Source organism: Prevotella sp. AGR2160 (genome assembly GCF_000424185.1).
Classification (GTDB): domain Bacteria; phylum Bacteroidota; class Bacteroidia; order Bacteroidales; family Bacteroidaceae; genus Prevotella.
On the sequence record NZ_AUJK01000025.1, the window covers coordinates 1 to 26,626 of the forward strand.

Sequence of the window (26,626 nt, forward strand, 5' to 3'; positions counted from 1 at the left end):
ATCCTCTCTTCACCGAAGCCGTTTGACTTGACGCCATCAAAGCCCTCTGGACGATTGTCCTTCTCATCAAGATATATGTGAAGCTCGGTCTTGTAAAGCTTCCCGTGATCTTTGGCTGGCTGCTCGTTGAAGTCCACCACGTCAAAGTAGTTAGTCACGCCCTCGGGGAGGATATATATCGCTAAACCTTTGTAGAAGTCTATCTTTTCTTGTTCCATGACCGCAAAGGTAAGCAAAAAAAATAGTTTTAGCACGCTATCATATCAAGTTCTTTGGTTAGGCAGCGGCATCCGCCTGCCACGGACAATCCCCCTTGGGCCGGAAATTGTCCACGTCGCCTGGGTGTATGGTGATTTCAGAGACCCCGACGGCCACCGGATACTCCAGAAGGACCTGCTGGCACGGGTCTGTAAGTTCCTCCACCGTCCCATCCCCCATCACCCCGCAGGATTCGTCGAGAACAGTGAACTGCGCAAGCCCGGTTCCAAGCGCAGCGTCATCACCCGTTACCGAACCCTGTATAGTGGTGATCCGACCTGCATCCCCCTCCTCTTTTTCCTCTCCCATGACGAGAAAGAGTCGACGAAACCCCACAAACGCGTTCCTCCCTTCATCCCCGACACCATCTTCGTGCCACGGACCCTCGTATACAGTCTGGAGACCTTCACCCCCGTACAGTGGCGCATCTTCATCATCCTCTGTCATGCCGCCGGGAAGTCCTTCCACCGGCAGTTGCACGACCATTACCGCATGGGGATCCCCTTCCGTGAGGGCGATCCCGAGGTCTACCGCCAATATGTCGTGCTGACCATCGACCTGGGCATCTGTACCCATGACGGCCGTGTCGACTTCGTCGTCCCGCGACTGAAAGACCTCTATCTGAAGAGTCTGCAGCTCTACGACGGCGCGCGGAGACCGCGGAAGACGGTCATCCATCCCGTGAAGAAGATCTACCGGCTCGGACAGCGGGGCCGGAAGTTCCAGTTCATCTTCTCTCTCCAGGACGCCAACAAGATCTTCGCCCTGAACTACGGTTATATCAATATCAATGCCCGGGAGTTTCTCCTGTACCATCAGCGTGCCTCCCAGCGGATGTATATGTTCTGTGAGGACTGGAAGAAACGGCTGCCGTCGATCAACATCGCCACACGGTATCTCGCGTCGATGCTCGTACAACCGAAACAGTACCATCATTTCGGGATGTTCATGCGGCATGTCCTCCTGAAGGCCGTGGAAGAGATCCATAAGTCGTATGATGCCGGCGGTGACCTGTATTTCAAGGTGAGTTACAACCACAAGGAGGCGGGCCCGGGCGGTTATCCCCCTCATCTCCATCTCGTCATCCGTCCGCGCCTCCACGACACCCCCGAGGATCAACAATATTTCCATACCCAACTGGAACAGGTCATGAAATATCTGAATCTCCCCGAAGAGACGTGTGCCCGCATCCGCGCCACCGTCACCATCGGCAACTACAACGAGTGGCTGGAGGGGGTGCTTCGCAAATGGAGAACGGAAAATGGATAATGGATAATGATGGTGGCCACGCAAGGGAATCATTCGGGAAATACCCGGAAATGTCCGTGTTTGTACATTGCAACCCTCTTCGAGGGCCATCACCGCCACCCGGATCCACATGCAGGGGCCGTCCCTCGTGGCGGCCCGATGCCGGATACGGCATTCCACACGGCCTTTTACCATTGTTGCTTTCGCCCTGACGGGCGACGGGCCGCCACGAGGGACGGCCCCTGCAACGTGGAGGAAGGGCGTGTCTCACCTATGCCTAAAGGCAAGAGATCGGAAGGATCTTGAAATCTCTCCCGCGCAAGCGGGTAGTTGAAAAAAGAAAACCGGCTGCGCCGTTTTTACTTCTTTACTTTTTTACTCTTTTACTTTTAGTTTAGAACAACTCTTCCACGTCCATCGACAGGAAGGTCTCGGCGGGAATACCCGCGCGACCGACGATCACGGAACGCTTCGGATGAAACTTCTCCTGGAAGACATGCAACCCATGCGTGTCTTGCTCACTGTTGCTCTTCACCTCAATGGCAATGATCTCACCCTTCTTCTGCAACACGAAGTCCACCTCGTCACTCCCCTCCCGCCAGTAGTAGAGGGAGAGACGACGACGGAACGCCTCATTCATCAGATAACTGCCGATGGCCGACTCATAGACCCTTCCCCACAGTTTCCGGTCCATCATCGCCCCATGGAAATCCGTATTGAGGAAAACCGTCTTCAACGCATTGTTGAACACCTGATATTTCGGCACACTGGCCCGTTTCCTCGCCATGTCGATGGAATATTTCTGCAGCCCACCGACCAGGCCACTCTGTTGCAGGAGATTGAGATAGCCCGACAGGGTAGTCGTATTCTTCGCGTCCTGCAACTGTCCGAGCATTTTCGTCAACGACACGATCTCCCCCGAATAGGCCGAGGCCAGTTCGAACGTCTGCTTCAGCACGGCCGGTTTGGTGATCACCGTGTTCTGCAGGATATCCTTATTGATCGTCGCGTCAACGATCGAAGAGAGGATATAGTCGTTCCAACGGTCCTCCTCGTCGATGAGCAGCGCACTGCCGGGATAGCCTCCGTAAAACAAATATTGCTCCAAGGTCCAACCGAAGGCTTCCCGCATCTCCGTGAACGACCAGTGCCCCATGCGGATCTCCTCATAGCGCCCCGCCATGGAGTCGGCGAGCCCCTTCTCCAGGAGAACCCGTGACGAACCTAAGAGCAGTACCTTCACCGCTACATCATCATAGGAGTCCATATCCCACTCTTTCTTCACGACCTCGCTCCAGCCCTGGATCTTTTGGATCTCATCGATGACGAGGATCACCTCCCCGGCACCCTTTGCTTTGAGGAGCACCCTCGCTTGATCCCAACAGTCACTGATCCAAGAGCGGTTCGTCGCCGGCACGTCATCGGCCAGAAAGAGAAGGTAAGGGATAGAGATATCCTTCAACACCTGTTTCACCACCGTCGACTTTCCCACCTGTCGCGGTCCCATGACTACCTGAATGAACTTCCGAGGTTCCTCCAGTCGCCGCTTGATCTTCTTATATTCTTCTCTGATAAACATATTTTCCGTCTTTGAGTAAAAAACAATAAAGCCATTAAGTAAAATTACTCAGTCCATTGAGTAAATCACCCCAACACGCTGCAAAGATACGAAAAAAAAGAAAAGTAAAGAAGTAAAAAGGTAAAAAAGTAAAGGGCCCGGTCCACCATCGGCACGATGGGACTATGGGCAAATGGCAACGGACTCTCACGGATTTACACGGACGGTGATCCGCTTGCTGGGGCCGTCCCTCGTGGCGGCCCGATGCCGGATACGGCATTCCACACGGCCCTTTACCATTGTTGCTTTCGCCCTGACGGGCGACGGGCCGCCACGAGGGACGGCCCCTGCAACGTGGAGGAAGGGCGTGTCTCACATATCATCGCCCCGATCCCGTCAGGGTCGGGGCCTCCCCTCGCCCTTTGGAGAGGGGCTGGGGGTGAGGCCTTACAACTCATGACTGAACTCATTGATGGCCACGACATCGATCTCATTCGTCCCCTGGCGGTCCCACCAGTTGCCCACTTGCGTGAACAGTCCCGACTCCATCATCTTCTCCTGGAAATAACGCTCCAGAGTACGACCGGAGAACTGCGTATACTGTCGTTCGATATTCTCCCGGAGTAGTTGCAACTGTCCCCGTTCCACGAGAGTCTGGTAAGGATAGATAAACCGGAACCAGAACCTGAGAAACTCATCCCGGATCTCATAGGCGCTGACCTTCCCGCCGGGCTTCGAGAGGATCGGCCGTTGCTTCGAGATCAACTCATAATACTCATCAAGATTCTTCAGATACGTCCCCGTATCCTTCTGCAGCGCACTGTCAATCTCCCGACGGCGTGTCATGCCCCCGGCGATGAGCTGCAGGATGGAGAAATAAGTACTGTACTCACCCTGGAACTCATTCACCAACAAATCATGGCCCTCGGTGAGGAAATAGGAGTCGGGCCGACAGACATAATCGAGCATCTGATCCTTCGTCACACAACGGGCATCGATGAGCAACTCGATATATTTCGCCACACCTCCCGTGAGCATGTAGAAACACAACAAATCCTCAGGAGTATACGTCGGGTTGGCATCCCGCAGGATCTCCTTCATCACGTCAATACGGAACGGACGGAGCGTCATCTTCGACGTGGGACGGCCATAGAGCGGTTCCGACCGGTCCTCGAAGATCCGCTTCATCAACGAATGGATACTGCCACAAGCGATGAGGTTGAGTTGGCTCTCCTCATGATAACGGTCCCACAGATCCTGGATATCACTGAAAATAGCCGGATTGATACGATACAGTCCTTGGAACTCATCGATGACGACCGTAAAATGGCGCCGCACGCTCTCCTTCATGATGATCTCGAAGAGGTCACGGAACCGTGTCACGTCACCATATACCGACAGACCGATCTGTTCCTCCAGTGCCCGTTGGAACTTCCGACAGAGCAGCGCCTCACTGTCTCGCGACACGAAGAGATAGACCATGCCCTTCCCGGGAAAGACATGCGTCAGCAGTGTTGTCTTCCCAATACGCCGGCGACCCATGAGGACCGTGAATGTGGCATGCTCCCTCGATTGCCGCTCATTTCTCCTCAGCAACTCCATCTCTTCCTTCCGATCGTAAAACTTCATAGTCTTCGCAATATAAACAGTGATTTATATAAATGGCGGTTCACATTTCTATCCTCCACGCTGCAAAGATACGAAAAAAAACGATATATTCCGCCACGTAGGGACATAATTTATTATGTTCCGCCCAATACGGGTGCGTGGCCGCAACATGGTGGCCACCTACCATTCCCCAAGAGGGCGAACATGTTCGGCGCAGCGCCCTCGAAAAGGGCAAGAACAATGAGCCCCGCGCCGACGGGATGAGCGAACGACAGTGAGCCATCCCGGCAGCGTGGGGGATACCGATTCCCCCACCAGGCAAGACGTCCTCGATCCCATGCTACTAAATCTTTTCAGACCATCCTGGTTTATAAATTGGATGTTTACCTAATCTGTTAAAGAAGCCATCACACTTAGCCTTAAAAAGAAGTCTAAATCTTGGATTGTCTTTATTTGATTGGTAGTCAACGAAATAATACCTCACCAGTTGGTATAAAGCGATAAAAGAGAAATGTTTTCTCAACATATTCATCTCGTTTCTACTGAGATAATAATCTCTCCAAGTTATTACATCCATATTTTTTTGAGCTGATTCTGCTCCCCCCTCGTGGGTAATTTTAATAGAAGGGACACAGATCAATTTTCCATACTTCGCAAGACGAAGACTATGCTCTGAATCATCAAAATATATGAAGTATTTAGGATTCACCAATCCATACTTTCTCATAGCCCTAACATTTACGAAAGAGCCAACATAGGAAAGAAAATTTATTTCGAAAAAAGCCTTTCGATAATCCTCTTTTTGGGAAGAAGAACGAGAAAGATAATGCTGTCGATAGATTTTATAAAAATCCCGATGATATAGAACTATATTGCCTTCCATATCATAGACTGCCGCACATATAGCCGAATATTTCTCTCCATCATTCTGGTTGTGGAAATCCAGAAATTTCTTCACCATATCCTTGTCGGCATAGGCATCATCATCGGCCAGGAACACCCAATCGGCATCATGCTCCAGGGCATACTTCTGGCCGAGATAGAACCCGCCCGATCCACCGAGGTTCTCCTTGGCCGTGATCACGACACGATGATACTTCGACGGTACCTTCTGCCATTCCGCCAGGAATACATCGGTACCATCCGAACTGCAGTTGTTGACCACGATGAGGTTTCGGAATTCCCCCGTCTGCTCATCATAGCACTTCAGTGCTTTCTTCAATTTCTCGAGACGATTGAACGTCACGATAACTAAATCTATATTCATAAGAATAATATTAACTGTTTGATTATTCGAGTATATTTAACTTCTTTCTATTTATAAAGCGAATTATATTCATCTTCATCTTGCATTTTGCTGATTAAGAAATCAACCCATTTTTCCGTATAAAGATAAGATTCATTTGCCTCATCATATACACAATATTCGCTTATAACTTTTTCAGGAGTATCAGAACCCGATTCAGGTCTTACCTTATATTTCTTCCAACAACGAGTATGTGTATCCGAATTAAACTTATCTACCTCCTTGCCATTTCTTTCAACTTTAGGATTACCTAATCCTTGTTGTACTTTCTTTACGACCTTTGCTGGTTTCAGAAGATCTTTCGTTGAAAAAACCGTTTTTTCTTTAGTCTTCACTAAAGCCGCTATTTTTTTGATTTTTGCTTTCTCTTCCTCAGACATTTGGTCATATCTGTAAAACTGAATAGGAATGGCATCCTTACTTTCATGATTGGATACCTGAATTAAAAAAGCCTTAAATGAATATTGGCCACTTTCTAATATTTCAGTTGAAATTGAATTTCTAAAATTAGTGATATAATTCATAACAGCCTCTGAATCCTTTGAAGTTTCTACAGATTTAACTAATGCGTCCGAAGTTGGAAACAACTGTAAAGCAAAAGATAGACTTTCCCTTATTCGATACTCTTCTCCAAATTCTTTTTCTATCACAGTATCAAAATTAAGCAGAAGAGATTGACATTCACCAAAAATATTAATATCAAGTTCTGGCATAAACTTGTGTTCTATCTTATTCCGTAAAGGAATGAAGAATTCTATATTTTTTCGAATGGGATTATTGCAATCAATAAAATATTTTGCTACACAGGTATTGAGTTCCCAAAATTGTAGATCCCCCCTTACTCTTTTAAACCTTCTATTTTCTGCTGCCGTCATTGACGACGAGCACCTCTATCTTCTCCATGTTCAGGACGATGAGTGAATCCAGACAATGCCGGAGATACTTCTCCATGTTGTATGTCGGGATAATGATCGTTAATATTTTATCCATTACTTTGAATTGAATATATTTCTATTTAAACTGAATAATTCATAGAGAATTGTCCTAGAGAAGGATCAGGGGTGGTATATCTCTGATTATGAGAAGGTGTCGTCCTATTGCAGCCGCACACCCGCATTGGACGGAACAATAATAATCATCGTCCCTACGAGTCCATGTCAGTCATAATACATGCAACTAATCTCCTATAAATTCGCCAAGATCTCTATCAGGTTTATATTCTTCTATCTTGTATACCGGTAAATTGGCATGATTGATTCGAGTAATATCATGAATAATCTTATTACATACTTCCTCTGAATATATTTTTTTTCTTAACAGCAATGCAAAGAATGTCCATAAATCCAATATATTCTATTCCATAAAGATCACAATAATTTGCTACATCACGGAAATTACTACTTGCGATTACCTCACCACCATACCTCGCAATAGCCATACACTCCCGTTCGCCGGCACCAAGTCTGGGGTTCTCCTTCTTAAGTCTTGCGTACTCTACCTTAGTTTTCCAATTATTATCAGGAATAGAAATAACTTGTACATGACATCTCCGCATCCAAGAATCTAGTTCATCTTTTCTTTCTTCCAAAAATGGATGATGAGAGGATTCTCGATATACTTGGTCAACAATCATTACTATATGAGGATCAAGAATACGGGTCAAATCATCTATCTTATTGGCTGCCATAAAATGGGAGATCACATCAGAATCAACCAAGATTATCTTCTTCCTCATCCAAATCCTCCTTCAGATTTATATTCATATCTCTTAGATAACTGAAATACTTGGCCTGAGAGATTTTCCCTTGGTCAAACAACTGACGAGCTTTAAGATTATAGTCGCCCACAAGTTCTGTCTTATCTGTTTTGCTATACAAACTCGTATCATAACCATACTCCATGGCCGTTTTTTTAACATCGGAATAATGCGCATTGATGTAGCTTTCAGATATGAGACCAATATGTTTGAGCCTCAACAACAAAGCCATCCTTGAACAACGATAGTTTTGTTCAAGTTTAAGCAATGTTGACATGGAAATCATATCCTTTTTCATTTCTTGTTCAGGGATGAGTTGTAGAAGACCATTTTCCGGAAGAAGAAGATAAGTAGCAAAGGTATTGGCATTCTTCTCTTCCGGATCACGATTTCTGTAAATATCAGTATCATAAGAACACTCAAAATGATCCTGATAAAGCAGATGATACAACTCATGCGCAGCCGTGAAACGCTGCTTGCCATAAGACTCAGATGTATTCACCAACATAAAGCGATATTCTCTTTCTTCATGAGCAACTTTCACGGCCATACCAGAGAAGCCTTCCTCCATTAGCTGAAAATATGCAATGATGTGCTTATATTTCAGTATCTGGTGAATACTAATCGAATCCCTACTGCGAACATTCATTTCTTCACGCAGTTCGTTAGCCTTATTTTCTAACCACACCTTAGACTTCAAGCTCATGACTGATCTCTATATAGTTCTTGACAATCTTCTGAAACTTCGCTATTCCAGACAAATCAACATCACTCTCACTTCTACGATATGCAAAGACCATATCCGCCTTTAAACTACCTGTCTCGTCCGTAAGCAGATCATATTCTTCTACATTATAGAGTGTGGCCAGCTTCTCAATCTTATCCATAGGCACATCCACCTTCCCGTCCTCGTACTTGGAATATGCCGGCTGAGATATACCCAAGTAGTTGCTAACTTGCTTTTGGGTATAATTGTAATGATTGCGCAACAATTTTATATTGTTGGCAAGAGTCTTTGGAATATTCATAAGATAACGTTCTAAATGTTTATAATGCTTGGTTTATTGATATTCTGTTTCATTTCACGTTTGCAAAGATAGCAAGAAATCTCTGAGATTCCAAATCTCAGTTATATTTTTAAAACAAAATAACCGTTTATATGCAAAATATAACCAGAAATATTTGCAACATTCCTAACTTTTTATTACCTTTGCAAATGTGGACTGAGACTCCATAATCGAGAAATCGATTTCGTCTGTCCACGAGGCGACCACATAACTGCCGTGCCCCGTGTTCAGACTACTCTCGAAAAGGGTACTCGGAATACCCGTTACGTGAAATACTATATGGAAAACGCTAAATATTCATTTTTATTATGAAGAATAGCACAAAAAATTATGAATACCGTAGTGCAGAAACTGGCAGATTCGTTACTGAGAAGTATGCGAAAAGCCATCCAAGCACTACTGTCAAGGAAAAGAAGTAGTAAGTTATTACTTTAGAAAAGAGTTTGAGATAAGCCTTTCATCACGATAGAAGGAGTTGACAGAACGGCAGCTGCCGACTCTTTTTTTATCACTAATAAACGATCAATTCTCAATCTCCCACTTCAGATATTTCAGAGAATCTTCTATCTCGGCATTCATCACCTCATCGACATGATGATAGTCTATCGGCTTCAACCAATCCGTATTCTCCTTATTATACAGCTTATACAACAAGCCATAGCGAGAAAAGATATCATACATGCGGCCATTCTGGGAGAACTCTGCATTCTCCTCAGCGCTGCTTGCCTTTAGGATATGCACGAAATCCTTATGGAACTTCAGTGCGAAAACGGTGGCGTGGAAACTGTCCATATACGTACTAATAATCTATTTGCTCAAACTTAGAAATGAATTAAAAAGCGTCCTAGCATAATTTCTCGCAGCTGGCTTCAGAGAAGACCAACCAATTAGAAACAGGCCTATTGTGAGTAAAATCCCTACTAAGCATGGCGAAACATTAACGCTTTTGTAAAGTATAAATAAGAGTAAAACTATTTGAACAAGCATTGCCCATACTAATCCTCCCAACATGTTCCTTCTAAATCCATATCTGTAATTGGCTTGCACAAGAATATTATCACCACGCGTTGCTGCTCTCATAAGGCCTACAGCATCAACAATACGTCTTCTAGATTCTTCTTCGTCGTTTTCCTGTTCTTCTTCTGTCGGTAAACTTACGTTGTATTCAATTTTAAGTTTCTCCGAAAGTTGTTTTATACGCTGTCGGGAAAGCATCTTATTTTTATATAGAAGCATTTCCGTAGTTGGCATTTTAGTCTCGTCTTCCTTAAATAGTTTGAATTGGAATAACTGCTTGGAAGTCTGTCGGAAAATATCTCGGAAAAAGAAACCAACCGCAGCAAAACCTATTGTTGTAGGAAATGCTGTGGCAAAGAATACCTTTATAAACGCTAAAGGTCCCTTATAATCAATATAAAAATAACTAGATAGATAGTACACCACTGATATCAAAGGTACCAACAAAGCGACCCAAGAAGAATAGAGATAAGCATGCCTCTCGTATTTGTTCATTTTATATTTCATATATGTGATATCTTTTATTCACAAATTTATTCACAAAACAAATCAATAATATCCTCAATATCTGGAGATATTGAGACCTTTCCATTGTCATCTATAAATATATGACCATTGGATGTCTTTCTTTGATAGACTGGACCTTCGTTCGTAGATAGATTATTATTTCCTTGACAATAATCTGAAGTACTGTAACGAGAATCGACTTGACGCGTATCATTTTTCTTAGTAGGCTTCTCTGATACGATATTTAATTTATTTGTCTTACCATCCTTCATGCAAGAAAACAAATCAGTACTGAAAGATGATTTAAGGCCGTGATGTGGACATACCAAGAAATCTACACCTTCCTTCAATCTCGCTTTTAGTTTATTCCTCCCATTTTGAGATAGTTCACTCTCATCTGAAAGCAATTCATGCATTGCTTGCTTTTGAATGTCACCAGGAAAGAATACGCTATATTTATCTCCTTTGAAGAATACGGACAAACTTACGTCGTTAGTATAGCTGTTATCTTCTTTGAGAGAATCGCTGTTCTCTACGCTTCTCGGATAGAGATATGCTAAAGACATTGTAGTTGTATCAGCCACTTTAAAAGGCATAGCTCGTCTTGGAAGCATTTTTGTTCGTAAATATTTTACGTTTTCATCATCTTTTGAGTCGATTGCATTCCAATTAATATTTATAGGATTATTCTTTGGAATGCTATTTGAATTCGGGGTAGTCAACAAAAAGGGGTATATATGATCGTCAAAATTTTGAATATCAGAAAGATGGTCTTTATGTGGGTGGCTGATAATTAATTGGCTTATTCTATATTTTTTTAAACCATTGTAATCATATTGTAAATACCCTCTCCTTTCAAAGAGTGGCACCAAAAAGTCTTTAACAGGTGAGAAATCATCTCCACTGCCAACATCTACCATCAATTTAATGTTACCAATTTCTATATAGGAACTAAGGGCTCCACCCACATTGAAAACTACGACTTTCATACAACCATCTTAAATCTAAAAGATATTATACTAAATTATGAAATCTTCTTCTTATCGGCCAAGTCACTCTTGCCACATAAAGATAAAACCTCCAGGCAGCCATGACTAGCTTAGAAGATTTCATTCGCATGTATTCTGGATAAACGTCCAATGTCAGATGATAATAAGTCATCATATCACCATATGCCAGACAGAGTGTTGGAGTCGATAATCCCTTGAAAGGATCATCGAAAAGCTGCTGAATATCATTGGGGATTATGCCGCTTTTTACTTCCATCAACTTTTCCTTACTGTTCATCAGAAACAGCTGAATACCATTAACAGAAGGATTAGTCGTAAGATAATGAACGATACGGGCATCTTTAAGAAATTTCATTCCATGCTTAAGTTCAACATTCCATGTATCATCAAGCACTTGTACCGGATGCCCGAGCTCATAATTTGTTCTTGCGAAAGAAGGCTGATCCATTCCACCTGTCAGATGGTGATATTTTTTCCAATTTTTATTCCACAACTGGTAGAATTCATGTGTCTTCGCACAATCTCTTACAAAGATAATACCGCTATTGAAATATACCTTCTCATTATCAATTGACCAATTCAACAGATGTCCGTGTCCGATGAGACAACTATCCCGATAAGGATTATGTGGTATATCAGAGTGACTATCCGGACATGCTGCCATATCAAACTTCAGATCATCAACTTCGTATATCGGCTTTACAAAGATTGTATCAGAGTCTACGAAGAGAAAGTCTCCCTTTACATGTTCACGCGCAGAAGTCTTGAGTATTCTTGAGCATTCCTGTCTCGAATAGCTATGATCTACGTCTACCACCACCAACTCATCGACGAACTGAATTTCTGTCTTTCTCTTACCTTCAAGAGTCTTAGCAGATTGATCATCCACCAACAAAACGATATGACAGTCAGGCATATGATGTTTGGCAGAAGCCATTGACACATATGCCTGCTCTAAATATATATCTTTCTCCGTGCTTGTCAGCACATAGAGGATTTTTGTTTTCATCAGTCTCTCCTAAAAATATCTCTAGTATACACTTTCTCCTGCACGTCATCGAGGCAGCGGTCGTAGCGGTTGGCGATGATGGCATGACTCATGGACTTGAACTTCTGCAGGTCGTTGACCACCTTACTGCCAAAGAATGTCGAACCGTCCTCGAGCGTCGGCTCGTAGATGATCACCTGGGCACCCTTGGCCTTGATGCGCTTCATCACGCCCTGGATACTCGACTGACGGAAATTGTCACTGTTACTCTTCATCGTCAGACGGTAGACACCGATGACACACGTCTTCTCCTCCGTGGGATCAAAATCACCACGGTTGAAATAGTCGTAATAGCCGGCACGGTGCAGCACCTGGTCGGCGATGAAGTCCTTACGCGTGCGGTTGCTGTCGACGATAGCCTGGATGAGGTTCTCCGGCACGTCCTTGTAGTTGGCGAGCAACTGCTTCGTATCCTTCGGCAGACAGTAGCCGCCATAGCCGAAGCTCGGGTTGTTGTAGAAGTCACCGATACGGGGGTCGAGGCAGACGCCCTTGATGATGTTGGCGGCATGGAGTCCCTTCACCTCGGCATAGGTGTCGAGCTCATTGAAATAGCTCACACGCAGGGCGAGGTACGTGTTGGCGAAGAGCTTCACTGCCTCGGCCTCCGTGAGACCCATGAAGAGCGTCGGGATATCCTCCTTGATGGCTCCCTCCTGGAGGAGGGCGGCAAAAGTATGGGCGGCCTCATCGAGCCGGCTGTCACCTTCGGGGCGACCAACGATGATTCTGCTCGGATAGAGGTTGTCGTAGAGGGCCTTGCTCTCCCTGAGGAACTCCGGGGCGAAGATGATGTTGTCGCAGTGGTATTTGCGGCGCACGCTCTCGGTATAGCCCACGGGGATCGTCGACTTGATGACCATGATGGCTTTCGGGTTCACCTTCATGACGAGTTCGATGACCTCCTCGACATGCGATGTGTCGAAGTAGTTCTTCACCGGGTCGTAGTTCGTCGGCGTGGCGATGACGACGAAATCAGCGTCGGCATACGCCTTCGCGCCGTCGAGTGTCGCCTTGAGATGGAGCTCCTTCTCAGCGAGGTATTTCTCGATATAGTCGTCCTGTATCGGCGACTTCCGGTTGTTGATCATCTCCACCTTCTCGGGAATGACATCCACGGCTGTGACCGCATGATGCTGACTGAGCAGGGTGGAAATGCTCAGTCCGACGTAGCCGGTACCGGCCACTGCTATCTTCAGATTATCTGTTGACATATCTATTCTCTTCTATTTCCTTTTTGATCATAAAATTTATGAAGTACGAAAACACCAGCAACCGCTATAATCGTGAACGAGAATATGATACCGGCTACCCAATCATGTCCGGCCATTGCCAAATCGAAAGCTTTCAAGAAAAAGAGAAAGACTAGAAGAGCTCCAATGATCAAGCCAACCCATCCCTTCCATATCTGATCAAGGATCATTCGATTCTCATTTTTATGAGTATGTTGCTGTTCATTCTCCACAAGTTTCAACAATCTTTCCGGAGAACCAGGAAGGACTTTCGCATATTCCTTAAGAACTTCAGGCGGTGGTAATGGACCATGAAAAGACGTTAGTTGTTGGCTGACTATTAATTCTCCAACAACCTTTTCTCTGTTCTCTTTAGGAATCCTCTTTAAGAAGTCCTTTACATCCTGCGGAAGATCCTCTTCTGCTTTCTTTATATCGTCGCTATTATCACTCATGCTGATTATCCAAACTGTTAACTAAATAGTTTCCCACATTTTCCCAATATCCATTCAAACGAGCAGAAGGACTTAAAGATATTCTTCTTCTCAATTTTCTCTCCATGCTACGATCACCAAACAACTTGGTGAAACCAGAGATAAATGGATGCTTGTCAGTAATAACCGGAGAATGATGCTCAGAAGAGTATACTACGTTTCCGTCATTATCAACAACGAAAACGTAATTCGATTTTCTTCTTATATAATATTTCTTCTGTACCATAACACAATATTCAAGATTTCTAATTCACTATGCAAATATAAACAATTGATTCAACAATCTCAAATAAACAGTCCTATTTTTTGTTAAAGAGAAATCTTTTTCCAGCAAAATCATGATAATTATCAAGATCTGCACCTAGTCGGGTATCTCAGGAAACTCCGTCGTACCGACGGCGGACGGCCACGAGGGCCGCACCCTGCAAGGGAATCGAAGGGCGTGTCTCGGTAACCATCGCCCAATCCCCGTTAGGGGTTGGGCCTCCCCTCCCTTTTCGGGTAGGGGCTGGGGGTGAGGCTTCTATTTATTTCCCTATCGCCCACTTCATCCCTTTCCGCTCCACCAACCATATTGTGGCGACACAGAGGGCGGCGACAATGATGAAGATGGCGAACCACAGAGCGGCACACGCCAGTTTGTTGTTCGGATCCACCAAGGGACAGAGGATAAGGATCACGGCCTTCAGGAAGAAGAAATGAATCATGTAGACCACGATACTTCCCTTGCCGAAATATTCCAGCTACCGACAGCTGCTGATCTTCCTCGCAATCCATAACGATGCCAACGATCCCAGCGTGGCGAAATAGAGATAGAACGGGATATGGAAATAGCCGCAGTTCGTGGAATGCGTGTAACAGACCACGAGATCCGTACGACCGATGAGATGGGCACCGGCCAGCGACACGAAGTAAGCGACGCAGGCCCAGGGCAGCCAGCGCCGCACGAGATCCTTATAGCGTTTCATCTCATCGCCCAACCAAATGAAGACCGACATGCAGAGGGCATTGCGGTAATGCAGGTGGTTGTCGAAATGGGCAGGATCCAACACAAGACCGTCCATGCGGTGGTTGAGCCAGAAGCCCAGGAGCATGATGGCGATCATGATGGCGCCCCGAGCCCATTCGTTGTGGACATACCGGTTGACGGTCCAATAGATGATCCGTCCGAAGAACAGTGCCGTGAGGAACCAGTAGGTCTCATCCATGAAGAACCACTGCTGATCCCCCTGCCCCACGGGGACAAAGAGCCGCGTGTCTCCGAAGCACAGTGCCTGGAGCACCCAGACGACACAGGAGAAAACGACATACGGCACGATCAGTGTCCGCACGTTCTTCACCAGAAAGGGCTTAAACGGCTTGTCGAAGTGGGATGTGTAACCGTTCAGCAGGAAGAACGCCTGCATGAAGAAGCCGGCGAACGCCGCCGACGTACCCCCCCCTCTAAAGTACTGAACATCAAGTTGTTAAGACCTTCTTTTCGTGCAATATTATCGATATGATGCTCGATAACGAGCAAGATCAAGATACCCTTGAGGACATCGATATAAGGGAGGCGAAGGGGATGAGTGGATGACATTTTATTATTTATCTTTAAAATGAAAATTCTTACAATACGCATTTAATGCTATTCTTGAAAAAGCATCTAACATCAAAACTACAGGAACCGATATGAAACAAGATGCTATCCCCATATAATTAGCTATAGCAGAACTTATTAAAGCCGAACTAGAAATTTGAACTATATTTCCATTCTTAACTATTGAATCTCTTACCGATTGATATTTTGGGTGTCCACATAAAAACATATCAAATTCCTGTCTAAAACGATTCCAATATGTATCCTTTGGTAAAGAAGTTTGAGATCCCCCAAAAGATTTTGTGTTTTCAATCCCATTCGTTATTAGCCATAATTTAGCGGTTTCTTCTTCATTATTATTTTTAAGGAGTTCCTTTACCATTTTAATTTTATACGGCTTCTCATTTGAAAGCCATTCATCTATTGAATGTTGTTCTATTATCATAACATTTCCAAAATATATTCGGCAGAAATACAGTAAGAAGATTGATTGAGTTCATATGGATTAATACCTGCAATAACGATGCCACTATTGGGAGCATAAGTTCCCAATAATACTCCCACAATAACACCTGTTTCTGGATCACAAACTATTGAGCCTGACTGGCCCGGTCTAGTTTGAATATTGAGAGTGGCATATTTGTATTTAAATTTGTCTCCCATCATCATCTTAGCGCCAACTTCCATCTCCTGATATGTTAGGAGCCGCCTTCCTAATGTACAATGCGGAAATCCCCATAGGCTTAATTTCTTACCGATCGGCACAGAATCAAGTGAAGATATATTAGGCAACATTCCTTGGAATTTACCATTTTCAATCTCTAATATACATAGATCATTAAATGGATTATCCTCAACAACTTTTACAGATCCCAAAATTGTATTAGGGAAATTTACTTCTTGATATCCATTAATTTCTATATCATTTGAAGGAACTATACATAATTTACCTATTCCTTTGACTACATGCATAGCAGTTGCTATTCTTTTTTCATCTACAATAAACCCAGTCCCTAATGGCCTAAATTGTGGTCCTTCTAGGATCTCGCAAATAATTACACAATAGTGCGAATAATTACTCAACATTTTTTATCTTTTTATTTTACTCCGAACAAGGTTCAAAACGATTTGGCGCTCATTTTTCTTGATAGAAATCATAAGGAAGAATATCAGAGAGATGCAGCCCGTAACTAAGAAACCTAAAATATGCCCCCATGTAGATATGATTGGAAGCTGAAGATAGATAATAATATAAACAATCATCAAGCCCAATACAATACCCGTTCGAACATACGCCTCTTTCATAAAGGACTTTACGTCATAATGTAAGAGCTTTTTCAAGAGACAAAGTTGTATGATTCTTTGACAAATATCAGATAATGCGAAGAAGATCAAGATCGTATATGCCGGAGCTCCCATTTTGAAGGCGATGTAACCTAAAGGCAAGTTAATCAAAAAGAATGCGCTCAGATTTAGTTTGAACCATTTGATTCTGCCGGAACCATTAATTACCTGTACGATACCTGCACTCGTTGTTGCAAACCAAAGAATGAACAGCATAATACGACAGAAAATATCTGAGTTCTGAGGTGGCGTCTTCAACCATAATTTCAATATAAATGGCATCTCGACAAATAGAGGCAGAACAGCCAACTCTGTTAAAGCTATTGTGATACGACAAATATTGTTAGCCAAGAATGCCGATCTATCCTTGTGTTCACCCGCCAGATTCTGCGTAATTTGTGGAGCTGCAGCACCCCCAAAGGATCCCACAAATGCATCCACATAACCTTGGACTGATTTAGCCACGGCAAAAGCTGCATTGACAACTGTACCAAAGAAGAAGTTGATCAACAAGTTACTACCCGTATCACGAGCTGTCAAAGCCATGGTATAGATCATATTATAGGTAGTAAAGGACAAAGGACTCTTATAGTTCTTCCACCCAGGAACAAATTTCCACCTAACAATATCATGCCAATTCCGATATGCGAGATAATGATATATGATGAAATTGGAGAAAGTTGTCAGACTCATCATCAGGGCATAGAATCGCAAAGCATTACCTTTATAATAAATCAAGAAGATAACCAAACCTAATCTTAAGAGTGTATAACCTATATCCAACAGAGCCGGAAATAGGAATTTTTCATGAACATTATAAAGACTGGAATAAGGTACATTGATAATTCCCAAGCAACAAACCGTAATAGATACCTGGAAAACAAACATGGCATCACCTAGTTTTCCGGGAGCCACATTCAAATAATTATTGATATACCAGATACCAAAGGTCTCTGAGATGACCAGGATGATGATCGCCATACAGATATGCATGAAGTTGCAGATATTAAACATCCTGTTAACATCACCGTCCTCCTTTCCCATTTCAAAGTTGATAAAGCGAGCTGTAGTATCAGAGAGAGAACCGGCGATAAACGCATACATTCCGATGACACTACCGACTACATTATACAGACCATAATCAGAAACGCCTAAGGCCTTGAGCACATATCTTGAGGTGAACAAACCTACAAGCATGGTTACAGCCAGACGGATATAGAGGATTAAAGTGTTCTTGGCGATTCTTTTGTTACTTTCTCGCATGAGATTTCTCTAAATTTTATTGATAACACTGGTAAACTTTTGCTCCAATTTTTCAAAGGGAAGATAACGGAAGAAGAGTATTCTGATTTGATCTATTGCTATACAAACCAAAGTAATCAAAACAATTAATATTATCATCGACAGCCCCCCCCCTATTTGTAGATAATTATGTAGATACTGCATAGGCTTAACATAAATATACTGAGAGATGGCATGATTCTCGTGAATAAGATAGATTGCTAAAACTGATTTAGCCATCTTGTTGATGATTGGACTGAAGAATGTCCATCGTGAGAACAATCCAAAAACAACCACTCCAAAAAAGATGATACCTACGCCATTATATAAGTAAAACCAATTCACGAAATGAGGGAATATTCTCCCTGTTGTAGGAAGGAAAGAGCAGCCAAGAACAAGCATAGTATAGAGGGCCAAACAAATCAAAAAAGAATTAGTCTTGATATTGTCATACACGGGATAGCACTTGATATACCGACCTAGAACATACAAGAATGTAAAGCCAGTAAGGTTAGTGCCTGCATTATACGTATCACCAGTAAACAAGACACTGTAGGAGAATCCTATCACCAAAAGCATATATATGAACTGTCTCTTTGATAACTTCTCCAAAAGTCTATTGATCAACGGTGAGGCAAGATAGAGTTCCATGTATGCCGACATAAACCAATAGACATGTTTAGTCACCGGAAAGAAACTCATCACCATATCTTTAATATGGATAGAGTGAAACACCAGTAACGCGACAGCACTAGCTAACACGCTATAATATATAAGTTCTGCTTCCAAAGCGAAAACTTTATGCAAACGAAAATGTATGCCATAGTACCCTGTGATCAACACAAATACTATAACGGCAACATGCATCAGGCTATCGACAAATGTATAAATTGGGTATTGGAAATTCACCGACAATACATTGATAATGATATGATGACCTATAATGCACATCATACAAAGAATGCGGAGCAACTCAATGCTGGAGTTGCGAAGTTGGGGCTTATTATTATTTGCTGTCATTTTTGCCTAAAAAGGGTTGAAACTTCGTTTCAAAATTAAATCGCACAATTTTGCCAATTCTATAAGGATAAATTTTAATTGAGCTCTTTCTTCCTGGATGAATGAAAGAAGGCCAATTTATTGATACAGTATTAATATTAGGATAGTCGTCCATAAAATGATTTAATCTAGTATTCAGAATTGACATCAAATGATATGATAACATTACCGAATGAATAAAGATCTTTTCCCAGTCATCAAAATTAATTTTCTCTTTATAGCTATAAGTTTCAGAATCTAATAAAGCTATTATTTTGGAATCAAGATTTATGTAATATGAACTATGGGCAGTTGAATTTCTTATCTGACAATCATAAGAGTGGCTGATTAAATCATAAAGATCAGGAGATTTCCCCTGTTTTAAATTCAATATATGTCATAATTTTATTCTATTATTGATTCTGTACGATAGCGGCCCCGATACCCATATCAGAGATGACGCCGATGAATGCGATGGCGACCTGTGCGATGGCGACGATACCGAACTCCTCCGGCGCAATGAGTCGTGCCAGCACCATGGAGACAACGATGGAGATGACGATGCCGGTATATTTCCCGATCGCCGTCCACATCAGTCCCTTGGCCATCTCAACTTTTAAACTTGACATATAAATATAAAAATGATGATTCTACAATGCTGCACAAACGGATAACTTGCTGCGCAAATGGAGAAAGGACAATAGAGAATGGACATTGCTGCGCAAACGGAGAACGGAGAATAGAGAATGGATAATGGTGGAAGGAGGACGGAACATGATAAATCATGTCCCTACCGGATCATAATAAATTATGTCCCTACATATTCCCTTGCTTGGCCACAACATGGAGGCCACCTACCATTCCCGGAAAGGTCCGTGAAAGTCCGTGTTGTCCGATGCCCGATAATCAGCAGTGTCGTAAGTTCACAATCCTCCCCACCCTTCACCTCCAAACGAGACAAAGGTTCATCGGTTATTCCGACCTTGGGAGAGACAGTGGACTTCCGCCTAGGACCCGATGGTGGGTCGCAGAATGACTATCCTCTTGCGTATTTGGTGCAAAGATAAGATTTTTTTGTCAAATGGACAAAAAAATAATGGAAAATGGAGAATGGATAATGGATAATTGTGGCAGAGAGGCAGAGGGGTGAAGAAGAAAACCGGGAAAAACAAATGAAAAACCGGCTGCGCTTACTCAGATCCACTGGTAGGTGGCCACCATGTTGTGGCCACGCAAGGGAATCATTCGTGGCAGATGTTCGCCCTCTTCGAGGACGGAGAGCGGGGAGGAGACGCTGTCCCCGGGCGCACGGTACGTGATGTCCGTCGCTGGCGCTCCGGCCATCCCGTACCGTGTGCCCGGGGTTAACCATGTTGGGCCTCTCCGGGGACCCCATCCGCACTTTGCATTCTCCATCAGGAATGCCGTTACCGGCATCGGGCCGCCATAAAGGACGGCCCCTGCATGAGGATCAAAAGCGCAGCGGTTTTTCCTTGCGCGGGCAATCGGTTTTTATCTTGTTTTATAGGTTTTCTTCGTAAAAAAACGCCACAGCGGGCGGAACATGATGAATCATGTCCCTACAAAGGGGAAAAGAGCACTTTTTTTATTTTTTCCAAAAAAAGTATATGAAAATCAGTTGACAAGGGGACTTTTTTGTTGTATCTTTGCAAATGTAAAACAAAAGATACTACTCAACCACACCGTCTATGAAAAAGAAAATTGTTAACCTCAGCAAGCATTTCTCCCTCCGGCGCCTGACGCTCGACGCCCACGCGCTGGACCGGGGAATTGCAAACACACCGGAAGGGTTACAGTTGGAGAACCTCCACGCCTTGTGCACGGAGGTCCTCGAGCCCCTCCAACGCCATGTCGGACATCCCACCATCATCGCTGCCTTCCGCTGCCGGGAGCTCAACGCCTTCTACGGTAGTGACGACACGTCCCCTTATCTCCAGGGCCGTGCCGTCGACCTCTTCATCCCCAACGCCGAGATCGCCCGCAAATACCTCACCGTTCTCGCCACGCTGCCGTGCAAGACCGAGACCTTCCAAGGGAAGATCCACGTCATCCTCATGAATGGCAACGGATAACACGGATTCACACGGACATTATTCTTCATGTTCCGCCCCCTCTGCAGAAATTATCCGTTGTCCGTTATCCGTTATCCATTTGCGGATCATGCCCCATCAATAATCATCAATATAATCATTGATAGAGCCATCCCACAGAAGAAGCGGAAGAAAAAAAATGTTATAAATGATCGGTATTTTATTAAAAAGAATATGTCATGAACCAGATTATACCCTTGGCCATCTGTATATCAAGGAGGACGGCCACTGGCACTACCTCATGGACACGATGGAACCGCACGACAGAGGCCTTCAGAAAGGGATGCCGCTGGGCGAGCTGGTGCGCCGGAAAGTTTCCGGCCATACCGCTATCCCCACGGGCTCCTATGCTCTCGCACTCAACGAGTACAGCAGCCGTTTCACCGATGTCCACCGTTATCCATGGCTACGCAGCTGCCATGGCTGTCCTCCCCGCCTGAAGGAAGTCCCCGCCTTTGACGGTGTCCTCATCCATCCGGGCAACAGCCCTTGTGACACACGGGGATGTATCCTCGTGGGCTGGAACAAAAAGAAAGGACGACTCGTAGCGTCACAGCGGGCCTTCCGTATCCTTAACCAAATTTTACAAAAAGCTATGCCTCGTAAAACGATGTCATCGCCGGTCTGCATCCTGACGGTGGCGGAGAGGTAATGTTACTATCATGCTGAAGATCCGTATCTACAAGAACAACAACAAGAAGAGTGCCATCTATGGTAAGTATCTCGGTCGTGTGAAGGTCAACGAGACCTACGACCTCGAGAAGCTCGCCGAGCACATGAGTCTGCATAACACGCCGTATTCGAAGGGGACCATCTATGGGGTCCTGAAGGATATGGTGAGCTGTATCCACGAGCTCACCCTCCAGGGCAATGCCGTGAAGCTCAATGACCTTGCCATCTTCTCGCTCGGTATCAGAAGTGGTCATACTGACAAGCCCGAGGAGTTCGACATCGGCAAGGATGTCATGGCCTATAAGCTCCGCGCCCGTGCCACCGGCCAGTTCTCCCGTGATGAGCTCGCCACCGTCGCCGCCTCCAAGCAGGATGATGAGTATATCAAACCGAAGAGCGAAACGACGACCACGACACAGCCGTAATCCACTTGCAGGGGCCGTCCACCCCCTTCATTTCCCCCGTGCCCGGGGGACAGAAATGTGGCGGTCCGCCGTCGGCACGACGGATCGGATTGCGCATATTGAATGCCCTTATGGGCATCGGGCCGCCACAAGGGACGGCCCCTGCATAAGGATCCGATCCTCTGTTTAATTTTTTAATTCTTTACTTTTTTAATTTTACAATTATGTCAGTAGGAAACAAAAAAGACACCTGGAAGACGATCATCAATGTCGTCATCAGTATCCTCACTGCCATCGCCACCACATTAGGATTGACGAGCTGCATGTGATGCCTCACCCTCAAACGTAGGGACTTGATTCGTCATGTTCAGCATTTTCACGGAGCATGATAAATCATGTCCCTACGGAGGGCGTTTGTTTTTTTTAACATCACATTTTCTGTTACTTGACTATTTTTTCGTAATTTTGTTAGGTTAAAACATTTAATGAAAGAATAGATACCGATTATGACATTTGAAGAAGATATCAAGAAGGCCGTGGAGTGCATGCGCAAAGGCGGCGTGATTCTCTACCCTACGGATACCGTATGGGGCATCGGCTGTGACGCCACGAATGCCGAGGCCGTGAAGAGAGTGTATGACATCAAACAGCGTGATGACTCGAAAGCACTGATCTGTCTCGTCGACAGTGCTGACCGCCTCGTGCGTTATTTCCGGAATATCCCGCAGGTAGCCTGGGACCTCTTCGACTCCATCGCCCAGGGGACACGTCCCACGACGGTGATCCTCGACGGTGCCCAGGGTGTGGCGTCGAACCTCGTCGCCGAGGACGGGTCGCTGGCCATGCGTGTGACGCAGGAGCCGTTCTCCCATGAGCTCTGTTACCGCATGCAGAAGCCGGTGGTGAGCACGTCGGCGAACATCAGTGGGCAGCCGGCGGCACAGAACTACCAAGATATCGACCCGCAGCTCCTGGAGAAGGTGGACTATGTCTGCTGGAGCCGCCGTCAGGAGCATAAGCCGCACACGCCAAGTTCCATCGTGAAGCTCTCTTCCGAAGGAGAAATAAAAATAATCCGATAAAGGAATAGAAATGGAAAAGAAGGATATAAGAGTGGTGTTTATGGGCACGCCGGAGTTTGCGGTGGGGACCCTGCAGCGACTCGTGGAAGGAGGATATAACGTTGTGGCGGTGGTGACACAGCCCGACAAACCCGTGGGACGGCACCAGGACCACCTGCAGCCGTCGGCGGTGAAAGTATATGCCCAGGAGCATGACATCCCCGTGCTGCAACCCGTGAAGATGAAAGACCCGGCCTTCGTCGAGGAGCTCCGCTCCTATCATGCCGACCTGCAGGTCGTCGTCGCCTTCAGGATGTTGCCCGAGGTGGTATGGGCCATGCCGCGTTTCGGCACGTTCAATGTCCATGCCGCCTTGCTGCCACAGTACCGTGGTGCCGCCCCGATCAACTGGGCCATCATCAACGGAGAGAAGGAGACGGGTGTGACGACGTTCTTCCTCGACAAGAATATCGATACGGGCCGGATCATCCTCCAGAAGAAATTCCCTATCGGACCCGAGGATAATGTAGAGACGGTCTATGACGGACTCATGGCCCTCGGTGCCGATGCCGCCATCGAGACCATCGACGGGATCATCGCCGGTGGCGGACACGTCGACGCCATGCCGCAGGAGGAACTTGAGAAGAACATCCACGGGCCGCTCCATGGTGCCCCGAAGATCTTCAAGGAGACGTGTGAGATCGATGCTTCGAAGTCCGCCCAACAGGTCCATGACTTCATCCGCGGTCTCAGTCCCATCCCTGGTGCGTGGACGACGTTCACGGATCAGAAAGGGAAACAGGCCGTGCTGAAGATCTACGACTCCCGCGTCGCCACCGAAGATCTCCCTGAGGAGGCAGCCGAGGCCGGCTGCCTCGTGGCCCATCATAAGCGGTTGCTCATGGCCTGCGGCGAAGGGACATGGATCGAGCTGCGCGTCGTACAGCCGGCGGGAAAGAAGCGGATGGAGGCAGGGAGCTTCCTGAACGGATATAAGCCTCATCCCTAATTCCTCCCCGGGTATCTGCGCTACCTTGCGCTTGCAAAGCGCAAGCACAAAACGGCAGGCCATTCAAACCCTGCGCTTGCAAAGCGCAAGCACAAAACGGCAGGTCCTTCAAAAGAACATCTATGAATATAAAGGAAACATTCGACAGGATCGTGAAGTGGCGGGAGAAGCACGTCACGGACCGACAGATGCTGCTCATCCTGAGTTTCGTCGTCGGCTTCTTCGCCTCGTTGGCGGGACTGCTGCTCCATGGCATCATCCATCTCATCCAGCATGCCCTACAGGCCGGCTTCGGCAATTTCCAGGTCAACTGGTTCTACCTCGTGTGCCCGCTCATCGGTATCACGCTGACGACCCTCTTCATCAAATATATCGTCAAGGATAATATCTCCCACGGTATCACGCGTGTGCTGTATGCCATGTCGACGAACCACGCCCATCTGCGCGGACATAACTGTTGGACGAGTGTCGTAGCCTCCGGCATCACCATCGGCTTCGGTGGCAGTGTCGGTGCCGAGGCCCCGATCGTCCTCACGGGCAGTGCCATCGGCAGCAACCTCGGACGTCTCTTCGGCCTCGACAACAAGACATTGATGATCCTCGTTGGTGCCGGAGCCTCCGCGGCCATCGCCGGCATCTTCAAGGCCCCCATCGCCGGTCTCGTCTTCACTCTGGAGATTCTGATGATCGACCTGAGCATGAATGCCCTCATGCCGATCCTCATCGCCTCGGTGACAGCGACGGCCTTCAGCTATATCTTCTCGGGGAGTAAGATGCTCTTCGACTTCCAGTTACAGAACGAGTGGCAGCTGGCGCGTGTCCCGGCATATATCCTCCTCGGTATCGCCTCGAGTTTCGTGAGCCTCTATTTCATGCGGTCGATGTCGGCCTGTGAGGGGATGTTCGCGAAGATGACACGCCACCCGATAGCCAAACTCCTCGTCGGCGGACTGATGTTGTCCGTGCTCATTTTCTTCTTCCCCTCGCTCTATGGTGAAGGCTACAATGCCGTGAACATCCTCCTGTGTGGTAAGACAGCCACCGACTGGTCGACACTCATGGACGGCAGCATCTTCGCCGGACATACGAACCTCCTCGTACTCTATATCGGTCTCGTCGTCGTCACGAAGACTTTCGCCACATCGGCGACGAATGGTGGCGGCGGCTGCGGTGGTACCTTCGCGCCCAGTCTGTTCATCGGCGGTTTTGCGGGATTCTTCTTCTCCCGGTTGTGGAACATGCATCAGATTGGCGTGTACATCCCTGAGAACAACTTCACCCTCCTCGGTATGGCAGGCGTGATGACAGGTGTCATGCACGCGCCGCTGACGGGAATCTTCCTCATCGCCGAGCTGACGGGTGGCTATCAGATGTTCATGCCGTTGATGATCGTGTGTATCTCCTCTTATCTGACGACGAATATCTTCGAGACCCACAGTATCTATGCCCTCCGTCTGGCCCGCGAGGGGAAACTGCTCACGCATCATACCGACCAGACGGCACTGACGCTGATGAACATGAACGAGATGATTGAGAAAGACTACCACCCTGTACGTGAGGACCTGCCGATGGGCAAGCTCGTCAACGAGATCAGTCGGTCGAACAACAACTTCATCCCGGTGATCGATGACGACGGCCATTTCGAGGGTGTCATCGACATTACGAACCTGCGGCATATCATCTTCCGCACGGAACTGTATCAGAAGTTCAATGTCAGTCAGCTCATGCGCCAGCCCGATGCCATCATCGGTCTCAACGACCCGATGCGGGAAGTGATGCATAAGTTTGACAAGACCGCTGCCGCCCAGTTACCTGTCGTCGATGTCAACGGCCGTTTGGTGGGATATATCTCCCGTGTGAAAATGTACTCGATCTACCGGAAGGTCGTCAGCGATCTGAGCGAAGAATAGGATCCACGTGCAAGGGCCGTCCCTTGTGGCGGCCCGTCGGCGGTAACGCCGAATCAAAACAGGAATTTTTCGCCATTAATGAATGCCCTTTCGGGCATCGGGCCGCCA

At 46.0% G+C, this 26,626-nt stretch carries 31 protein-coding genes and 2 pseudogenes; 8 read left to right on the forward strand and 25 right to left on the reverse strand.

What is annotated here, in order from left to right; translation table 11 throughout:
• Positions 1-218: pseudogene (locus G604_RS0111515) on the reverse strand (DDE transposase); the annotation flags it as partial.
• A 124-nt stretch (positions 219-342) separates the two neighbouring features.
• On the opposite strand from G604_RS0111515, the gene G604_RS0111520 reads away from it, so the two are divergent.
• Complete coding sequence (locus tag G604_RS0111520) at positions 343-1,527, forward strand: RepB family plasmid replication initiator protein (RefSeq protein WP_028910691.1); 1,185 nt, start codon at positions 343-345, stop codon at positions 1,525-1,527.
• 373 nt (positions 1,528-1,900) lie between these two features.
• On the opposite strand, the gene G604_RS0111525 is transcribed toward G604_RS0111520, so the two are convergent.
• The 24 genes and pseudogenes from G604_RS0111525 to G604_RS15300 form a co-directional block, all read right to left on the reverse strand.
• On the reverse strand, positions 1,901-3,085 hold the full coding sequence (locus G604_RS0111525) for an ATP-binding protein (protein ID WP_028910692.1): 1,185 nt from the start codon (positions 3,083-3,085) through the stop codon (positions 1,901-1,903).
• Between the two features lie 426 nt (positions 3,086-3,511).
• Complete coding sequence (locus tag G604_RS14370) at positions 3,512-4,693, reverse strand: ATP-binding protein (RefSeq protein WP_051220393.1); 1,182 nt, start codon at positions 4,691-4,693, stop codon at positions 3,512-3,514.
• 322 nt (positions 4,694-5,015) lie between these two features.
• Positions 5,016-5,939 (reverse strand): glycosyltransferase, encoded by a 924-nt coding sequence (locus tag G604_RS0111535; protein ID WP_028910693.1) that lies wholly within the window; start codon positions 5,937-5,939, stop codon positions 5,016-5,018.
• A gap of 47 nt (positions 5,940-5,986) precedes the next feature.
• Positions 5,987-6,853, reverse strand: coding sequence for a DUF3644 domain-containing protein (locus G604_RS14375; protein ID WP_051220394.1), 867 nt, complete (start codon positions 6,851-6,853; stop codon positions 5,987-5,989).
• Positions 6,834-6,968 (reverse strand): glycosyltransferase family A protein, encoded by a 135-nt coding sequence (locus G604_RS15080; protein ID WP_081657759.1) that lies wholly within the window; start codon positions 6,966-6,968, stop codon positions 6,834-6,836. Before G604_RS15080 ends, G604_RS14375 begins: the two co-directional genes overlap by 20 nt.
• A gap of 292 nt (positions 6,969-7,260) precedes the next feature.
• A complete protein-coding gene (locus G604_RS0111550; RefSeq protein ID WP_028910694.1) occupies positions 7,261-7,713 on the reverse strand; it encodes a hypothetical protein in 453 nt (150 codons plus the stop codon).
• Positions 7,688-8,440, reverse strand: coding sequence for an ImmA/IrrE family metallo-endopeptidase (locus G604_RS0111555; protein ID WP_028910695.1), 753 nt, complete (start codon positions 8,438-8,440; stop codon positions 7,688-7,690). The genes G604_RS0111550 and G604_RS0111555 overlap by 26 nt, the downstream gene beginning before the upstream one ends.
• The gene (locus G604_RS14875) at positions 8,424-8,762 is read right to left on the reverse strand and encodes a helix-turn-helix domain-containing protein (RefSeq protein WP_051220395.1); all 339 of its coding nucleotides are present in this window, start codon (positions 8,760-8,762) and stop codon (positions 8,424-8,426) included. Before G604_RS14875 ends, G604_RS0111555 begins: the two co-directional genes overlap by 17 nt.
• Positions 8,763-9,323: 561 nt before the next feature.
• Positions 9,324-9,593, reverse strand: coding sequence for a hypothetical protein (locus G604_RS0111565; protein WP_028910696.1), 270 nt, complete (start codon positions 9,591-9,593; stop codon positions 9,324-9,326).
• A gap of 15 nt (positions 9,594-9,608) precedes the next feature.
• Complete coding sequence (locus G604_RS0111570; RefSeq protein WP_028910697.1) at positions 9,609-10,325, reverse strand: hypothetical protein; 717 nt, start codon at positions 10,323-10,325, stop codon at positions 9,609-9,611.
• 26 nt (positions 10,326-10,351) lie between these two features.
• Entirely contained in the window at positions 10,352-11,314 is a 963-nt protein-coding gene (locus G604_RS0111575) for an MBL fold metallo-hydrolase (RefSeq protein WP_028910698.1), read from the reverse strand.
• A 25-nt stretch (positions 11,315-11,339) separates the two neighbouring features.
• On the reverse strand, positions 11,340-12,344 hold the full coding sequence (locus G604_RS14385; protein WP_051220396.1) for a putative nucleotide-diphospho-sugar transferase: 1,005 nt from the start codon (positions 12,342-12,344) through the stop codon (positions 11,340-11,342).
• Complete coding sequence (locus G604_RS0111585; protein WP_028910699.1) at positions 12,344-13,597, reverse strand: nucleotide sugar dehydrogenase; 1,254 nt, start codon at positions 13,595-13,597, stop codon at positions 12,344-12,346. Before G604_RS0111585 ends, G604_RS14385 begins: the two co-directional genes overlap by 1 nt.
• A gap of 2 nt (positions 13,598-13,599) precedes the next feature.
• The gene (locus G604_RS0111590; protein ID WP_028910700.1) at positions 13,600-14,070 is read right to left on the reverse strand and encodes a DUF2335 domain-containing protein; all 471 of its coding nucleotides are present in this window, start codon (positions 14,068-14,070) and stop codon (positions 13,600-13,602) included.
• Entirely contained in the window at positions 14,063-14,335 is a 273-nt protein-coding gene (locus G604_RS15440; RefSeq protein WP_196801133.1) for a hypothetical protein, read from the reverse strand. Before G604_RS15440 ends, G604_RS0111590 begins: the two co-directional genes overlap by 8 nt.
• A gap of 301 nt (positions 14,336-14,636) precedes the next feature.
• Positions 14,637-14,816, reverse strand: coding sequence for a hypothetical protein (locus G604_RS0111595; protein WP_028910701.1), 180 nt, complete (start codon positions 14,814-14,816; stop codon positions 14,637-14,639).
• Between the two features lie 36 nt (positions 14,817-14,852).
• Positions 14,853-15,533 (reverse strand): annotated as a pseudogene (locus G604_RS0111600) (acyltransferase family protein); the annotation flags it as partial.
• Between the two features lie 159 nt (positions 15,534-15,692).
• Positions 15,693-16,133 carry a hypothetical protein gene (locus G604_RS0111605; protein WP_028910703.1) on the reverse strand — a complete coding sequence of 147 codons (441 nt, stop codon included), beginning with the start codon at positions 16,131-16,133 and terminating at the stop codon, positions 15,693-15,695.
• A complete protein-coding gene (locus G604_RS0111610) occupies positions 16,130-16,774 on the reverse strand; it encodes a serine protease (protein WP_081657760.1) in 645 nt (214 codons plus the stop codon). The genes G604_RS0111605 and G604_RS0111610 overlap by 4 nt, the downstream gene beginning before the upstream one ends.
• Positions 16,775-16,777: 3 nt before the next feature.
• Entirely contained in the window at positions 16,778-18,295 is a 1,518-nt protein-coding gene (locus tag G604_RS0111615; protein WP_028910705.1) for a lipopolysaccharide biosynthesis protein, read from the reverse strand.
• 9 nt (positions 18,296-18,304) lie between these two features.
• Positions 18,305-19,333, reverse strand: coding sequence for an acyltransferase (locus G604_RS0111620; protein ID WP_028910706.1), 1,029 nt, complete (start codon positions 19,331-19,333; stop codon positions 18,305-18,307).
• Positions 19,320-19,742: a hypothetical protein gene (locus G604_RS15295; RefSeq protein ID WP_155941942.1), complete on the reverse strand. Its 423-nt coding sequence runs from the start codon at positions 19,740-19,742 to the stop codon at positions 19,320-19,322. Before G604_RS15295 ends, G604_RS0111620 begins: the two co-directional genes overlap by 14 nt.
• A gap of 22 nt (positions 19,743-19,764) precedes the next feature.
• Entirely contained in the window at positions 19,765-19,980 is a 216-nt protein-coding gene (locus G604_RS0111625) for an oligosaccharide flippase family protein (protein ID WP_081657761.1), read from the reverse strand.
• Between the two features lie 565 nt (positions 19,981-20,545).
• Positions 20,546-20,695 (reverse strand): hypothetical protein, encoded by a 150-nt coding sequence (locus G604_RS15300; protein ID WP_155941943.1) that lies wholly within the window; start codon positions 20,693-20,695, stop codon positions 20,546-20,548.
• 365 nt (positions 20,696-21,060) lie between these two features.
• Between G604_RS15300 and G604_RS14390 the strand changes: the two genes are divergently transcribed.
• The 7 genes from G604_RS14390 to G604_RS0111665 all read left to right on the forward strand — a co-directional run bounded on the left by G604_RS14390 (position 21,061) and on the right by G604_RS0111665 (position 26,518).
• Positions 21,061-21,444, forward strand: coding sequence for a D-Ala-D-Ala carboxypeptidase family metallohydrolase (locus G604_RS14390; RefSeq protein WP_051220398.1), 384 nt, complete (start codon positions 21,061-21,063; stop codon positions 21,442-21,444).
• Positions 21,445-21,610: 166 nt separating this feature from the next.
• Positions 21,611-22,114 carry a DUF5675 family protein gene (locus tag G604_RS14395; RefSeq protein WP_051220399.1) on the forward strand — a complete coding sequence of 168 codons (504 nt, stop codon included), beginning with the start codon at positions 21,611-21,613 and terminating at the stop codon, positions 22,112-22,114.
• 10 nt (positions 22,115-22,124) lie between these two features.
• Positions 22,125-22,559, forward strand: coding sequence for a hypothetical protein (locus G604_RS0111645; protein WP_028910709.1), 435 nt, complete (start codon positions 22,125-22,127; stop codon positions 22,557-22,559).
• A 203-nt stretch (positions 22,560-22,762) separates the two neighbouring features.
• Positions 22,763-22,867 carry a smalltalk protein gene (locus G604_RS15305; protein ID WP_155941944.1) on the forward strand — a complete coding sequence of 35 codons (105 nt, stop codon included), beginning with the start codon at positions 22,763-22,765 and terminating at the stop codon, positions 22,865-22,867.
• 177 nt (positions 22,868-23,044) lie between these two features.
• Positions 23,045-23,620 (forward strand): L-threonylcarbamoyladenylate synthase, encoded by a 576-nt coding sequence (locus tag G604_RS0111655; protein ID WP_028910710.1) that lies wholly within the window; start codon positions 23,045-23,047, stop codon positions 23,618-23,620.
• Between the two features lie 10 nt (positions 23,621-23,630).
• Positions 23,631-24,608 (forward strand): methionyl-tRNA formyltransferase, encoded by a 978-nt coding sequence (fmt, locus tag G604_RS0111660; RefSeq protein ID WP_028910711.1) that lies wholly within the window; start codon positions 23,631-23,633, stop codon positions 24,606-24,608.
• Between the two features lie 122 nt (positions 24,609-24,730).
• Positions 24,731-26,518, forward strand: a complete 1,788-nt coding sequence (locus G604_RS0111665) for a chloride channel protein (protein ID WP_028910712.1) — start codon at positions 24,731-24,733, stop codon at positions 26,516-26,518.
• Positions 26,519-26,626 lie beyond the last annotated feature (108 nt).